This is a genomic window from Pseudarthrobacter quantipunctorum, assembly GCF_045291495.1.
Taxonomy (GTDB): domain Bacteria; phylum Actinomycetota; class Actinomycetes; order Actinomycetales; family Micrococcaceae; genus Arthrobacter; species Arthrobacter quantipunctorum.
The window spans coordinates 4,156,433-4,170,520 of the sequence record NZ_CP148033.1 but is presented as its reverse complement, the minus strand read 5'-3'; the positions used below and the strand labels follow the sequence as shown (position 1 = coordinate 4,170,520).

General features: G+C 66.7%; 12 protein-coding genes. 4 read left to right on the top strand and 8 right to left on the bottom strand.

Going from position 1 to position 14,088, the window contains the following annotated elements:
* Positions 1 to 16: 16 nt before the first annotated feature.
* From WHH00_RS19005 to WHH00_RS18995, 3 genes are all read right to left on the bottom strand, one after another.
* Positions 17 to 1,930 (bottom strand): bifunctional sugar phosphate isomerase/epimerase/4-hydroxyphenylpyruvate dioxygenase family protein, encoded by a 1,914-nt coding sequence (locus tag WHH00_RS19005; RefSeq protein WP_406635238.1) that lies wholly within the window; start codon positions 1,928 to 1,930, stop codon positions 17 to 19.
* Positions 1,930 to 2,811 carry a shikimate dehydrogenase gene (locus tag WHH00_RS19000; protein WP_406635236.1) on the bottom strand — a complete coding sequence of 294 codons (882 nt, stop codon included), beginning with the start codon at positions 2,809 to 2,811 and terminating at the stop codon, positions 1,930 to 1,932. Before WHH00_RS19000 ends, WHH00_RS19005 begins: the two co-directional genes overlap by 1 nt.
* Positions 2,812 to 2,945: 134 nt before the next feature.
* Positions 2,946 to 3,770, bottom strand: a complete 825-nt coding sequence (locus tag WHH00_RS18995) for an IclR family transcriptional regulator (protein ID WP_406635234.1) — start codon at positions 3,768 to 3,770, stop codon at positions 2,946 to 2,948.
* Between the two features lie 231 nt (positions 3,771 to 4,001).
* On the opposite strand from WHH00_RS18995, the gene WHH00_RS18990 reads away from it, so the two are divergent.
* Entirely contained in the window at positions 4,002 to 5,321 is a 1,320-nt protein-coding gene (locus WHH00_RS18990; RefSeq protein ID WP_406635232.1) for an MFS transporter, read from the top strand.
* A 121-nt stretch (positions 5,322 to 5,442) separates the two neighbouring features.
* Here the strand turns inward: WHH00_RS18990 and WHH00_RS18985 are convergent, their stop codons facing one another.
* Both WHH00_RS18985 and WHH00_RS18980 read right to left on the bottom strand, forming a co-directional pair.
* Positions 5,443 to 6,519: an ATP-dependent DNA ligase gene (locus WHH00_RS18985; protein WP_406635230.1), complete on the bottom strand. Its 1,077-nt coding sequence runs from the start codon at positions 6,517 to 6,519 to the stop codon at positions 5,443 to 5,445.
* A 55-nt stretch (positions 6,520 to 6,574) separates the two neighbouring features.
* Positions 6,575 to 7,504, bottom strand: a complete 930-nt coding sequence (locus tag WHH00_RS18980) for an AEC family transporter (protein WP_406635228.1) — start codon at positions 7,502 to 7,504, stop codon at positions 6,575 to 6,577.
* A gap of 140 nt (positions 7,505 to 7,644) precedes the next feature.
* On the opposite strand from WHH00_RS18980, the gene WHH00_RS18975 reads away from it, so the two are divergent.
* Together WHH00_RS18975 and WHH00_RS18970 are read left to right on the top strand one after the other, a co-directional pair.
* Complete coding sequence (locus WHH00_RS18975; RefSeq protein WP_406635226.1) at positions 7,645 to 8,637, top strand: TIGR03885 family FMN-dependent LLM class oxidoreductase; 993 nt, start codon at positions 7,645 to 7,647, stop codon at positions 8,635 to 8,637.
* Positions 8,634 to 10,328, top strand: a complete 1,695-nt coding sequence (locus WHH00_RS18970) for an alpha-amylase family protein (RefSeq protein WP_406635225.1) — start codon at positions 8,634 to 8,636, stop codon at positions 10,326 to 10,328. Before WHH00_RS18975 ends, WHH00_RS18970 begins: the two co-directional genes overlap by 4 nt.
* A 32-nt stretch (positions 10,329 to 10,360) precedes the next feature.
* Here WHH00_RS18970 and WHH00_RS18965 read toward each other — a convergent pair whose 3' ends face one another.
* The gene (locus WHH00_RS18965) at positions 10,361 to 10,876 is read right to left on the bottom strand and encodes a flavin reductase family protein (protein WP_406635223.1); all 516 of its coding nucleotides are present in this window, start codon (positions 10,874 to 10,876) and stop codon (positions 10,361 to 10,363) included.
* A gap of 254 nt (positions 10,877 to 11,130) precedes the next feature.
* Between WHH00_RS18965 and WHH00_RS18960 the strand changes: the two genes are divergently transcribed.
* Entirely contained in the window at positions 11,131 to 11,631 is a 501-nt protein-coding gene (locus WHH00_RS18960; protein WP_406635221.1) for an SRPBCC family protein, read from the top strand.
* 130 nt (positions 11,632 to 11,761) lie between these two features.
* Here WHH00_RS18960 and WHH00_RS18955 read toward each other — a convergent pair whose 3' ends face one another.
* Positions 11,762 to 13,114 (bottom strand): LLM class flavin-dependent oxidoreductase, encoded by a 1,353-nt coding sequence (locus WHH00_RS18955; RefSeq protein WP_406635219.1) that lies wholly within the window; start codon positions 13,112 to 13,114, stop codon positions 11,762 to 11,764.
* A complete protein-coding gene (locus WHH00_RS18950) occupies positions 13,111 to 14,079 on the bottom strand; it encodes a TauD/TfdA dioxygenase family protein (RefSeq protein ID WP_406635217.1) in 969 nt (322 codons plus the stop codon). The genes WHH00_RS18955 and WHH00_RS18950 overlap by 4 nt, the downstream gene beginning before the upstream one ends.
* Positions 14,080 to 14,088: the final 9 nt, after the last annotated feature.

The following is a 14,088-nucleotide window of genomic DNA, read 5'->3' as shown; positions in this document are numbered from 1 at the left end:
GTGCTTTGCGGGCTGGTCAGGTCCGGTGCAGCGAGTCGTACTGGACCGCGTGCCGGACCGGGGCGTTGGGCGCCCCGTACCCGTCATAGCCGCCGCGGCGCTCCACCATTTCAAAGAACACACTGCCCACGGTGGCGGTGTAGAAGTGGAGGAATTCACCGCCGGCATCGCGGTCGTAGAGGAGGTTGAGCTCCTGCAGGGTGGCCAGGAAACCGGGTTCGAGGTCGAACCGGGCGTCCAGGTCCTCGTAGTAGTTCGCCGGGATCTGCAGGAACTCGAGTCCCCGGTCCCGGGCGGCGCGGGCGGTGGCCACAAGGTCCTCCACGGCGAACGCGATGTGCTCCTGATAGGTCTTGCGGACGGAGTGCGTGCCTTGTGAGGCGGCCTGCTGCACCGGCGCCAGGTTCAGCACCAGCCGCACCGCGCCGTCGGATGTCTGCATGACCTGCGAGCGCACCAGTCCACTGGGGCTGGGCACTTCGGCGAAGGGCTGCGGTTCCAGGGCCAGGGCGCTGGTGTAGAAAAGGACGGCTTCGTCGAAGTGCTGCCACGGCTGGGCCAGGTTGACGTGGTCGATGACCGCAGTGGCGCCCGGACCAGTGGACGGAGTGTGGTGCTCCAGGCCTTCCCCGAATTCACGGGCCTGTCCAAATTCAGCAGTCCAGGCCGCGGTGCCGTCCGGGCTGCCCTGGCACAGGAAGATTTCGGTGGAGTCCGGGGCGGAGATCCCCTGGAAGACTTCCTCGTCGGCCTGGACCTTGCGGGCCACCACCGGCGCCTTCAGCTGCTGGGCACGGGCGGAGGCAATCACGGGTGAATCGACGTCGAACCCCAGTGCGGCGATGGATGGCTCAGCGTGCGATGCCGCCTGCTCGTTGATGATCACGCGCGCCTGGCCCATGGTCCACAGCTGCACGTCCTTCGTGCGGTGCCTGCCCTCGGACGCGAAGCCCAGCTGCCCCAGGAGCTTCTCCAGCTGGGCGGGATCGTCCGCTTTGACCTCGGCGAAGTTGAAGCCAGCCGGTTCGCTCACCTTGGGCAGGGTGGCGAGTTCCATGGGATAACGACGGCGGGAGGCGGCCCTGCCGCCCGCTGCGGCTTCCGCGCTGCCCGCCAGCCATGTGGCGCTCTGTTCCTCCAGCCAGATGAGCGAGCGCATGGCGTCCACGGCAGTGCGGTCCACGTCCGACTGGCGGAAGACGTCGTTGAAGACCTCCAGGGAGACCGGCCCGGAATAGCCGGCCCGGACCACGTGACCCATGAACTTGGCCAGCTCGAACTGGCCCTCGCCCGGGAACACGCGGTAGTGCCGGCTCCAGGAGAGCACGTCCATGGAAAGCTTCGGTGCGTCCGCAACCTGGACAAAGAAGATCTTCTCCGGGTCGAGGGCCTCAACCGGCGCGGTGTCCCAGTCGCGGGACAGGATGTGAAAGGAGTCCAGGCAGGTGCCGAAGTTGGGGTGGTCCACCATCTCCACCAGGCGGTAGGCGTGCTCGTAGTCGTTGACGTACTTGCCCCACGCCAGGGCCTCGTAGGCAACCTTGACGCCGTGGTCCCCCGCCAGCCCCGCGAGCTCGGCCAGCTGCGCGGCCCGGAGGGCGTCGTCGTCGATGGTGGCTGTGGCAACGTTGGAGCAGACCAGGATGGTGTCCATGCCCAGGCGGGACATCAGCTTGAACTTCGCCTCCGCCCGCCGGAGGTTTGCCTTCAGCAGGTCCGGGGCAACGCCGTCGAAATCCCGGAACGGCTGGTACAGATCCAGCCCCAGGCCCAGGTCAGCGGCCATTTTGCGGATGTCCTCAGGGCTCAGCGGCGAGGTGACCAGGTCCTGTTCGAAGATCTCAATGCCGTCGAAGCCCGCGATGGCGCAGGCCTGCATCTTCTCCTTCAGGGTGCCGGAGAGGCATACCGTGGCGATTCCGGTGCGCATCAGGCAGCCACCTCCTCTGCCGCCACAAGCTCCAGGAAGTGGCTGCGCATGCGGTCCGGGTCCGCTTCGAGGCCGGTGAAGATGCGGAAGGCGTCGGCGGCCTGGCCCACGGCCATCCGCCCGCCGTCCAGCACTTCGCAGCCTTTGGCACGGGCCCCGCGGACCAGCTCGGTCTCAATGGGGCGGTAAACGATGTCCGCCACCCAGTGCCGGGCCGCCAGCAGGTCCAGGTCCAGCGGGACGCCGGGGTGGGCGGCCATGCCCACAGGGGTGCAATGCACCAGCCCGTCCGCCAGCGGCATCAGCTGCGGCAGCTCCGCCGTCGTGCGTGCCACAACGGTGCTGTCCGGGAAGAAGCCGGCCAGTTCAGCTGCCCTGGCGGCGCCGCGGGCGGCGTCCATGTCCACAAGGTCCAGGTGGCGGACACCGGCGGTGAGGAGGGCGTAGGCGACGGCGGAACCCGCCCCGCCGGCGCCCAGCTGGACCACGCGGTCCAGCCGTGCGCCCGGAAGTCCTGAGGAGAGGGCGGCGGCAAAGCCGGAAAAGTCGGTGTTGTGTCCGACGAACCGGCCGTCCTGGATCACTACAGTGTTCACGGCGCCCAGCCGGCGCGCGTCCGCGGAGACTTCATCCAGGTGCTGCAGGACCAGCTGCTTGCAGGGGTGGGTGATGTTCAAACCATTGAATCCGAGGTTCCTGGCGCTGCGCAGCAGGTCTCCCACGGACTCGCCGGGAAGGCCCAGCTCGGTGAGGTCGATGGGCCGGTAAAGGTAGCGCAGGCCCTGCACATCCCCTTCACGTTCGTGCATGGGCGGGGTGAGTGACGGCATTACACCATCGCCGACCAGTCCCACCAGGTAGGACTCAGTTCGATTACTCATCCGTGCAGCTCCTTTGGTACGGCGCCGGGGCCGCGTTGCGGGGAGTTCCGGTGCTGGAAATTACGATACAACAATTGTTCACACTTCGCACTTGCGTTCGCTATACGAACGTGCAGCGGCGGTGCGATGGAAATTCAGCGCTGCGGCAGCCTGGCCGAGAGTTCTGCGGCGGCCTCCTGAAGCAGGGGCACGAGCGCAACCAGCTCCTCCACGCTCAGTCGGAAGACCGGTACGGCGGTTGCCAGTGAGGCGAACGCGTGGCCCTGCGAATTGAACACGGGAACGGCGACAGCACGCATGCCCAGCTCGTTCTCCTGGTCCATCACCGCGTAGCCGCGACTGCGGACCTGCTCTATTTCGGCCCGGAAGGCGTCGCGGTCAGTGATCGAGAACTCGGTCAGCGGCTCGAGCTCAAGCTCTTCCACCAGCTTTTCCCGCTCCGAATCGTCCGCAAAAGCCACGAGCGCCTTGCCAACCGAGGTGGTGTGCAGCGCGCCGAGATGCCCCGGGTCGCTGGTGACCCGGAATGTCTTCGGCCCGTCCACCTTGTTGACAGTCAAATGGTGGTGGCCGTCGCGGACACTCAGGATGGTGGCCTCGCCGGTCTGCTCAGTGACGCGGCGCAGGACCGGCAGGGCCGCGCCGGCGAAGCCGTGATGGTTCGATACCCGCTGTCCCAGCTGGAAGATCCGCAGGCCCAGGTGGTACCGGCGGCCTTCCGGCTCGTAGTCCACAAAGCCGTCCCGGGTCAGCGACCCCAGCAGGCGGTAGGTGGTGCTGAACGGCAGCTCAGCCTTCCGGGAGATTTCCGCGGCACTGGCACCCCGCGGCTCGTCTCCCAGAAGAACCAGGAGGCCCAGGGCCTTGCCCACCATGTCGGTGCGGTCCGCCTTGCCTGCCCCGGCCGCTTTTACGTCAGCAGCTACGTCGTCGTCAGCTGTGGTTTGATTCACACTCATGCTTTGATGTTGCCACAATGTGAGAGCTATTTCTAGATGGTGATTATTTTCTTGACAGGTGACCGCACTCACAGTCACTATTGCTGTATCGCACAAGTAGCTCTCACAATGTGGCTACTCGTCCGGGTCTTCTATCGGACTCCAGCCGCAACGCGCCCCGCCCGCACCAAGGCAGCGGCGGCTGCGACCCCCAGATCCATCCGCGACAATGTCGTCACACAAAGGAACTCCATGAGCCAGACACTTCCGTCCGCCGGGACGGACACTGACACCCACGGCCGTACACCCAAGAAAGCAGCCGTCGCCAGCTTCCTGGGCAGCGCGGTCGAATACTACGACTTCTTCATTTTCGGCTCCGCCGCTGCACTGATCTTCCCAACGGTCTTCTTCCCGGATGCTGACGCAAACGCGGCCATTATGTCCTTCGCCACCTTCGGTTTCGCGTACGTGGCACGGCCCGTTGGCGCCGTCATCCTGGGCCACTTCGGCGACAGGGTGGGCCGAAGGAAGGTCCTGATGTTCACCCTCCTGCTGATGGGTGCTTCCACCTTCCTGATCGGCTGCCTTCCGGACTTCAACACCGTTGGCTGGTGGGCTCCAGCCCTGCTGGTGCTGGCCCGGCTCTGCCAGGGCCTTTCCGCCGCAGGCGAGCAGGCCGGCGCCTCCTCCATGACACTGGAACACGCCCCGGACAACCGCCGCTCCTTCTTCACCTCCTGGACCCTCACCGGCACCCAGGGCGGCCAGATCCTCGCCGCCCTCGTCTTCATCCCCGTCCTCGCCCTCCCGGACGAGATCAAGTACGGCATCGGCTGGCGCATCCCCTTCTGGCTCAGCGCCGTCGTGGTTGTTGTTGCGTTCATCATCCGCCGCACCCTGCACGAACCGCCGGCGTTCGAGGAAGCCCAGAAGTCCGCCCAGATCTCCAAGCTCCCGGTTGCCGACCTGCTCAAGGGCCACTGGCGCGACGTCCTCCGCGTGATCTGCTGCGCCTTCATCGCCGCCGTCTCCACCGTGTTCGGCACCCTGGCCATCAGCTACGCCAAGACCGTCGCCGGCGTGGACGGCACCACCACCCTGTGGCTCGTGGTCGGCGCCAACCTCGTGGCACTCGGCACCCAGCCGCTGTTCGGCATGCTCGCTGACAAGATCGGCCGCAAGCCCGTCTTCATCTACGGCGCCGTGGCCAGCGCCGCGCTGACTCCGGTGTTCCTGCTCAGCCTGGAATCCGGCAGCGTGCCGCTGATGTTCCTGGCCGCCATTGGCTTCTTCTCCTGCGGCTACGCAGCCTCCAACGCCGTCTGGCCGTCCTTCTACGCCGAAATGTTCAGCACCAAGGTCCGCTTCTCCGGCCTGGCCATCGGCACCCAGCTGGGCTTCCTGATGGCAGGGTTCGCGCCGGCCATCGTTGCGGCCATGGGTGGCATCAAGCCCGGCGGCTGGGTGCAGATCAGCATCTTCACCGCCGTCATCTGCGGCGTCGCGGCGATCTCGGCGCTGACGGCCAAGGAAACCTTCAAGGTTCCCACCACGCAGCTCGGCCTGAAGTAGCGGTCAGCCGGGCCGGAGGCACAATCCAGCCCGGTTTTGCAGCCGGAAAGCCCGCCATTCCCCGGGAATGGCGGGCTTTCCCCGTTGAAAACTGGGCTGCCTTGGCAGCGAGCGGCGAAGCCTACGGCCGGCCGGTCTCCAGTACCGACCCCAGGTCGAAGCTGACCGGCTCCTCCAGCTGGGCGTAGGTGCACGATTCCGGGTCCCGGTCCGGGCGCCAGCGGTTGAACTGGGCCGTGTGGCGGAACCGGTCCCCCTCCATGTGGTCGTACCGCACCTCCACCACCAGTTCCGGGCGGAGCGGCACGAAGGACAGGTCCTTGCCGGCGCTCCAGCGGCTGCCCTCGGCGTTGCGCGGCGTCCGTTCCCCCTCCTCCTGCTTGGCCCAGGCCCAGGGGTGGTCATCGAAATCGGTCACCAGCGGCTGGAGCTGTTCAAACAGTTCCTTGCGGCGCTTCATCGGGAAGGCACCGATGACGCCCACACTGGCCAGGCCGCCGTCGTCCTTGTACAGACCCAGCAGCAGCGAGCCAATGGCGTCCGGCCCGCTCTTGTGGAGGCGGTAGCCGGCCACCACGCAGTCGGCAGTGCGCTCGTGCTTGGTCTTGAACATCACGCGCTTGTCCGGTTCGTACCGGCCGTCCAGGCGCTTGGCCACGATCCCGTCCAGGCCGGCGCCCTCGAACTGCTCAAACCACTGTTCCGCCGTGTCCTTGTCCGTCGTGGCGGCGGTGAGGTGGACCGGCGCCTTGCTTCCCGCGAGCGCCTTTTCCAGCGCCGCCCGCCGCTCGGTGAAGGGCCGGCCGGTGTAGTCGTCGCCGCCCAGGGCCAGAAGGTCGAACGCCACGAAGGAGGCCGGCGTCTGGGAAGCGAGCAGCTTGACCCGGCTTGCCGCGGGGTGGATCCGCTGTTGCAGGGCATCGAAGTCGAGCCTGTCACCGGAGGAGCCCACCAGGATGATCTCGCCGTCCACCACGCAGCGCGCCGGCAGGTTTTCCTTCAACGCCTCAACAAGCTCGGGGAAGTAGCGGGTCATGGGTTTTTCGTTCCGGCTGCCGATCTCAAGCTCGTCGCCGTCGCGGAAGATGATGGACCGGAAGCCGTCCCACTTGGGCTCGTAGCTAAGCTCCCCGTCCGGGACGCCGCTGACGGCCTTGGCGAGCATGGGCGGGACAGGCGGCATCACGGGAAGTTCCATGCTGCCCATTCTTGCCCGGCGACGGGCTCCGGCGTAAGACCACCGCAAACAAGGTTCAGGTTCTGCCCGCCAGCAGCCACACAATGAGGATCAGCGACGGCGCCGCAGCCGCGGTGGACAGCAGGACGGTTTCCCTGGCCACCGCAATGCCCCGCCCGTACTTGCCGGCGAACAGGAACACGTTCTGCGCCGACGGCAGCGCCGCCATGAGCACCACGCCCAGGAGCATCGGCTGGTCCAGGTTGAAGACAAAGCGGCCGACGGCGTACGCCAGCGCCGGCATCACGGCGGACTTCAGCGCGGTGGCCGTCAGGATTTCCGCCGTGTGCCCGCCGCTTCGCAGCATCCGGGTGCCGTGCAGGGACATGCCGAAGGCCAGCAGCACCACCGGAACGGCTGCACCGCCCAGGAGGTTCAGGGGTGCCATCACAGGACCGGGCAGTTCCACCTTGAACGCGGCCAGGACCACGCCGAGCAGGGAGGCGATGATCATCGGGTTGCGGAAGGGCTGGGAGAGCAGCAGCCGGGGTGACACCCGGCCGGCCACGGAGAAGTCCAGCAGGGTGAGGACCAGGGGCGCGAACAGGAGCAGCTGGACCAGCAGGACCGGTGCCACCGGAGTGGCATCGCCCAGGGCGTACAGCGTGATGGGGATGCCGATGTTGTTGGCATTGACATAGGAACTGGCCATCGCGCCGATGGCGGTCTCGGCCAGGGGCCGCCGGAACCACAGCCGGCTGGCCAGCACGTACAGCAGCGCCGTTGCGGACGCCGTGACCAGGGCGAGCGGAACGTAGGCGGAAAAGACCACCGTAAGGTCCGATTCCAGGACCACCGTGAACAGCAGGACGGGGTTGGTGATGAAGAAGGCCGTACGGGTGAGCGCCGAGACCGTGGGCTCCCCGCCCAGCCCGCAGCGCGCGGCAATGTACCCCACAGCGATCACTGCGCCGATCACCGCAAGCCCCACCAGCACACCGCCCACGCGTGGTACTTCCTTCCAGCTCCGCCGCCTGCGCAGGAGTTCCGGGAAGCGCAGTAGTACAAGCCTAAAACTTATCGGACAAGTGGCGCCGCGCAGGCCAGCCCTCGACACGGCACCCTTCCGGACGGTAGAGGTTAACGATGGTTACCGTCGGCTTCCATGCCTCACACGAACAGATCAGTCCCGCCCAACTGCTCAAGGACGTCCAGCACGCGGAACGGGCAGGATTCGATGCCGCCATGTGCTCTGACCATATTGAGCCGTGGTCCGCCCGGCAGGGCCACTCCGGCTTCGCCTGGTCCTGGCTGGGGGCGGCGCTGGCCACCACCAGCCTGCGCTTCGGCGTGGTGACCGCACCGGGCCAGCGCTACCACCCCGCCATCATCGCCCACGCCTCCGCCACCCTGGCAAGCATGTTTCCGGACCGCTTCTGGATGGCGCCCGGCAGCGGCGAGAACATGAACGAGCACGTCACCGGCGATGCCTGGCCGCCCAAAGAGGTGCGGCAGCGCCGGCTTGAAGAGTGTGTGGAAGTGATCCGCCGGCTGCACCGGGGCGAGGAGGTGACCCACCACGGGCTTGTCACCGTGGAACAGGCCCGGATCTGGGACGTTCCGGATTCCCCGCCGCCGCTGATCGCCCCGGCCATCAGCGTGGAGACCGCCCGCCGTTCTGCCGCGTGGGCAGACGGCCTGGTAACCATCAACCAGCCCGCCGACAAGCTGAGGGACATGCTGGCGGCCTACCGGGACAACGGCGGCCGTGGCAAGGCTGTGCTGCAGGTGCACCTGTCCTGGGCTCCCCGTGAGCAGGACGCGGCAGCCATTGCCCTGGACCAGTGGCGCACCAACACCTTCGCCCCGCCGGTCCCCTGGGACCTCCCCACGGCCGGGCACTTCGACGGCGTCAGCGGCCATATCGGCGAGGAACAGGTCCGCACGGCGGTCAACGTCTCGGCAAGCCTGGAGCAGCACGCAGAGTGGCTGGCAGGCTACGCGGACCTGGGCTTCGATGAAATCTACCTCCACTTCGTGGGGCAGGAGCAGGCCCCCTTTATCGATGCGTTTGCCACGGACGTCCTTCCTCAGCTGCGCGGCTCGCGGGCCCAGGCACGGGCGCAGGCACCGGCATGAGGCTCGCCGAAACCTCGGACCTCTGGTGGAAGAACGCGGTGATCTACTGCCTGGACGTTGAGACCTTTTTTGACGACGACGGCGACGGCACCGGGGACTTCGCAGGGCTCACCCAGCGCGTGGACTACCTGGCGGCGCTGGGCGTGACCTGCATCTGGCTGATGCCGTTCTACCCCTCCCCGGACCGGGACGACGGGTACGACGTAACGGACTTCTTCACCGTGGACCCCCGGCTTGGCACCATGGGCGACCTGGTGGAGTTCATGCGGGCGGCCAGGGACCGGGGCATGCGGGTCATCGCCGACTTCGTGGTGAACCACACCTCGGACCAGCACCCCTGGTTCGTCGAGGCCCGCAAATCCAAGGACAGCAAGTACCGGGACTACTACGTCTGGCGCAGCGACACTCCCCCGGACACGTCCTCCGAGGTGGTGTTCCCGGGCGAAGAGGACTCGCTGTGGGAAAAGGATGACGCCACCGGGGAGTGGTACCTCCACATGTTCGCCAAGCACCAGCCGGACCTCAATGTCACCAATCCCGACGTGCGCAATGAGATCGCCAAGGCGATGGGGCTGTGGCTGGAACTGGGACTGGACGGCTTCCGCCTGGACGCAGTGCCCTTCTTCCTGGAGACCCGAGGGCAGCCCAAGGACGAAGCCGCCAAGCTGGATCCGCACGGCTTCCTCGCAGCGCTGCGCAGTTTCGTGAGCCGCCGCAACGGCAGCGCCGTGCTGCTGGGCGAAGTGAACTTGCCCTACAAGGAGCAGGTGGAGTACTTCGGTGGACCGGACGGCAATGAACTGAACATGCAGTTCGATTTCATGTCCATGCAGCACATCTACCTGTCGCTGGCCCGCCAGGACGCCCGCCCCCTGGCAGAGACGCTGAAGAGCCGGCCGCCCCTGCACCCCGACAACCAGTGGGCCATGTTCGTGCGCAACCATGACGAGCTGACCCTGGACAAGCTCAGCGACGGCGAGCGCGAAGAGGTCTTCGCAGCTTTCGGACCCCGGAAGAACATGCAGATCTACGGACGGGGGCTGCGCCGGAGGCTGCCGCCGATGCTGGACGGCGACCCCGAGCGACTCCGCATGGTCTATTCGCTGATGTTCGCCCTGCCCGGAACCCCGGTGCTGTTCTACGGTGAGGAAATCGGCATGGGCGAGGACCTCCGGCAAAAGAGCCGGGCAGCGGTGCGCACCCCCATGCAGTGGACCGACGAGAAGAACGGCGGATTTTCCACAGCCAGGGCCGCGGACCTGGTGGTACCGCTGGCGCGGGGGGATTACGGCCCGGAGCACGTCAACGCCGCGGCCGCCAAACGCGATCCGGACTCTCTGTTCAACTTCATGGTCACCCTGATCCGCCGCTACCGGGAGTCCCCAGAGCTTGGCTGGGGGGAATTCGCTGTCATTGAGCAGTCCGAGCCGGCGGTCTTTGCGCACACCTGCAGCACGGACACCGGCGCACTGGTGCTCCTGCACAACTTCGGCGAGGAGCCGGTGAAGGTCAGCGGCACATTGGCCCCCGAGGATGGGCCGCGCAACGCCTTCAGGGACGCCATCCTGCTGGACCTGTTCGACGGCGACAACATACCGCTGGAGCCCGACGGCGGTTTCACCGTTGAGCTGGAACGCTACGGCTACCGCTGGTACCGCCTCCACCGCAAAGGCGACCGGCTGTCGCCTTAGCTGCGCGTCGGAGCCGGGACGCTCCGGTCAGCTCATGCGACGCTCTCCAGAGTGCCCGGCCGGGAGCCGAGGCCTACGTAGGCACCCTTGAAGAAGACAAGGGGCTCTGCTCCAGCCCGGGCACTCAGGGCACGGACTGCGCCCACAACGATGGTGTGGTCGCCGCCGTCGTACTCCTGCTCAAGCTCGCAATCCACCCACGCCAGGGCCTGGTCCAGGACTGGGCTTCCAAGCGGCGACGGTGAGTGGCTGACTCCAGCGAACTTGTCCGTAGCGGAGCGCGCAAACTGGGCCGCCAGGTGCTGGTGTTCAGCAGGGAGGATGTTGACGGCGAACCGGCCCGCTGCCCGCAGCAGGGGCCAGGTGGTGGAGGTGCGCGCCGGGCTGAAGGACACCAGCGCCGGTTCCAGCGAAAGGGACGAAAACGACTGGCAGGTCATGCCGGCCGGTCCGGCCTCAGTTGAGGCGGTGATCACCGTCAGGCCCGTGGCGAAGTGCCCCATAATATGGCGCAGGCGCCGGGGACTGAGGTCATGTTGGTCCGTCATGGGTGTCCTTTCAAAGGGAGGGTGACCTCAATCAACCACCCCGGCATCCAGACCTCAACTTCGGCTGAAACCTGCCGACCCCTTGCGCAACGCGGGGCCGCCGGGCTTCATCCGGCGACCAGGAATGACCCCTGACCGGACCAAGTGTTACCCCTGGTTTCGTGCCGTGACGCAGGAGGACGGAAATCCCCCGTGCCATGCCCGGGCTGGCCTAGATTGCTAAAAAGCCCAGCACATTACAGGAGGTGTACCACGTGTCGTTGACTACGCAGCGGACTACTCACCGGCTTACCATCAAGGCCCCGGCGGACCTGGTCTTCACCGTACTGCGGGATTCCTCCCACTGGCCGTTCCTGGACGGGCTGACCGTCTACTCCGAACGGGTCAGCGGCGATGACGCCGACCATGAACTCCGCACGTCCATCGTGGCCAACGGTGCCCTGAACTCCAGCCGCTGCCACTGCCTCTTCGATGCGGCATCACACCGCGCCGAATTCCGGCAGGTCGGTTTGGAGCACCCCCTGTTGAGGCTCGGCGGGAGCTGGGTGATCCTCCGTGCGGACGGCAACTCGGAGGTGACCCTCACGCACGAGTTCGAGGTGGATGGGGCAGCAGCCGGGGACCTCCCGGAGCTGATGCACCGCACGATTGATGAATACAGCCGTCGCGAGCTGGAAGCGCTGCGCCTGAGTTCGGAGCGCCTGAGCCTGCTGGTGCAGCAGCACTCGGCAGGTGCCCACGCCAGCGAGGCCTAGCACGCGGCAGGCGGCGGCCGCGCACTGCAGGCGTCCGCCCGGTGCAGGGGCCCTCAGCGCCATGCTGTGCACAAAGGAAAGTGCCCCGCCATTGCTGGGTCAGCATTGGCGGGGCACCTTTTGGCCGGGACTACGCAGGCTGTAGCACCCGGTTGTGGGAGTTGGCCGGTATGGCCAGCCCGTAGTGGCCGCGCAGTGTGCGTCCCGTATATTCGCTCCGGAACAGGCCGCGGTCCTGCAGGATCGGGACCACCTGGTCCACAAAAATCTCCAACCCGGAGGGCAGCACCGGCGGCATGATGTTGAATCCGTCGGCCGCGCCCGACTGGAACCAGTCCTGGATGGCGTCAGCCACCTGCTCCGGGGTGCCGGCGAACGTCCGGTGCCCACGGCCGCCGCCCAGCCGGCCGATGAGCTGGCGCACCGTGAGGTGTTCACGGCGGGCGAGGTTCACGATCAGCGTGTACCGGCTTTTGGCACCCTCGATCTCGTCTTCCGAGGGGAGGTCTGCCGGAAGCCGGGCGTCCAGCTTCAGGGATTCAGGTGCCACCCGAAGCACGTTGGCGAGCTGCCGGCGGGCGTGTTCGGGCTGGATCAGTTCGTCCAGTTCCCGCTCCAGTTTCAGGGCCTCGGCCTCGGAGGCGGCGATGACGGGAACAATGCCCGGCAGGATCTTCAGGGATACCGGGTCCCGGCCAGCCGCCTTCGTCCGTCCCTTCAGGTCAGCGTAGAAGTCCTGCGCCACGGAGAGGGTCTGGTGGGCAGTGAAGACCGCCTCCGCGTACCGGGATGCGAACTCTTTGCCGTCCTCGGAGGAGCCGGCCTGGACAATGACCGGGCGGCCCTGGACGGACCTGGGGACATCCAGGGCGCCTTCCACCCGGAAATGCTTCCCCTCGTGGTTGGCCGCATGCACCCGGGAACTGTCTGCCCACACTCCGGCGCCCTTGTCCGCCACCACGGCGCCGTCTTCCCAGCTGTCCCAGAGTTTTTGCGCCACGTCCAGGAATTCCGCGGCCCGCTCATACCGCTGCGAGTGGACCGGCTGGCCGGCCAGTGAGAAGTTCCGGGCTGCAGCGTCGCCAGCTGTGGTCACGACGTTCCAGCCGGCCCTGCCCCCGCTGATGTGGTCCACCGAGGCGAAGCGCCGCGCCAGGTTGTACGGCTCGTTGTACGTGGTGGAAGCGGTGGCAATCAGTCCGATCCGCTCGGTGACGGCCGCTATGGCCGCGAGCAGGACGGTCGGTTCCAGGCTGGTGTACGGCCGTTGGGCCACGTTCCCATGCAGCACCGGTGAATCGGCGAAGAAGATCGAATCCAGCTTTCCGCGCTCCGCAACCTGGGCCAGCCGTTGGAAATGCTTCACGTCCGTGCTGGCGAAACTGTTGCTCTCCGGCAGCCGCCACGATGCCTCGTGGTGGCCGGTGCTCATCAGGAAAGCGTTCAGGTGCAGCTGCCGGGGTCCGCTTTCCGGCGCGCTCACTGGTTTGCCCCGGCTGCTGTGAAGGCCGGCGCCTGGGAGATTCCAGGCACGACGACGGTCTCGGAGTAGGCGGACGAGTCGCCCTTGATGGAGGTGCTGCTGCGGCCGTCCACTCCGCGGGGGACGTCGCCGGCGATGGTGACGCGGTTCAGCTGGCGGGGCTGGCCGTCGTAGTTGTCCGGCGCGTAGTGCTGGGTGATGCGGTTGTCGAACAGGACCAGCTGGTCCGGTTCCCAGTTCACCCGGACCACGTTCTCCGGCCTGGTCACGTACGCCTGCAGGAGGCGCAGGATGTCCTTGGATTCGGTGTTGGACAAGCCAACAATCCGGAGCCGCTGGGCGAACCCGCCAATAAAGAGCCCGCGCTCACCGGTCAGCGGATGGATACGGACGACGGGATGGGCCGATTCGAAGTGGATGCGCGTGAATTCCCTGCGCCGCTCGTCCGCGTTGGCATGCTCCAGGTTCTTCGGGACGGAGTAGTCGTAGTCGTTGGTGTGGATTGCCCAAAGGGTGTCGGCGAAATTCCGCAGTTCCTCAGGCAGGTCCTGGTAGGCGCCGGCCGAGGATGCGATCAGGGTTTCGCCGCCGTAAGCCGGCAGGGTGATGCTGCGCAGGGTGGAGGCCTGGGGCGGGTTGACGACGAACGTGACATCCGTGTGCCAGTTGTTGGCACTCCCGTTTTCGCTGTCCACCGGCAGGACGGCCGGTTTGCCGTCCACCGAGGCCACCGTGGGGTGGGCTTTGGTGAGCGGGCCGAAGTGGCTGGCGAATCGCACCTGGTCCTCGTCGGTGCCGATGTTGGCTTCCCGGAAGACGAGGGCTTTGTGGGTGTTCAGGGCGGCACGGATCTGCGCCACCGTGTCCGGCGGCAGGTCCCTGCTGAGGTCAAGGCCGCGGATTTCCGCGCCGATGCGGGCACTCAGCTTGGTGAACTGGAGTTTGGTTTCGGTGATGACGGTCATTGGATCTTC

Excerpts from the sequence above, each read along its gene's own strand:
- WHH00_RS18965 (WP_406635223.1), bottom strand. The coding sequence starts at position 10,876 with ATGACGGACCAACATGACCTCAGTCCCCGGCGCCTGCGCCATATTATG.
- WHH00_RS18985 (WP_406635230.1), bottom strand. The coding sequence starts at position 6,519 with ATGGAACTTCCCGTGATGCCGCCTGTCCCGCCCATGCTCGCCAAGGCC.
- WHH00_RS18990 (WP_406635232.1), top strand. The coding sequence starts at position 4,002 with ATGAGCCAGACACTTCCGTCCGCCGGGACGGACACTGACACCCACGGC.
- WHH00_RS18995 (WP_406635234.1), bottom strand. The coding sequence starts at position 3,770 with ATGAGTGTGAATCAAACCACAGCTGACGACGACGTAGCTGCTGACGTA.
- WHH00_RS19000 (WP_406635236.1), bottom strand. The coding sequence starts at position 2,811 with ATGAGTAATCGAACTGAGTCCTACCTGGTGGGACTGGTCGGCGATGGT.
- WHH00_RS18970 (WP_406635225.1), top strand. The coding sequence starts at position 8,634 with ATGAGGCTCGCCGAAACCTCGGACCTCTGGTGGAAGAACGCGGTGATC.
- WHH00_RS19005 (WP_406635238.1), bottom strand. The coding sequence starts at position 1,930 with ATGCGCACCGGAATCGCCACGGTATGCCTCTCCGGCACCCTGAAGGAG.
- WHH00_RS18975 (WP_406635226.1), top strand. The coding sequence starts at position 7,645 with ATGGTTACCGTCGGCTTCCATGCCTCACACGAACAGATCAGTCCCGCC.
- WHH00_RS18950 (WP_406635217.1), bottom strand. The coding sequence starts at position 14,079 with ATGACCGTCATCACCGAAACCAAACTCCAGTTCACCAAGCTGAGTGCC.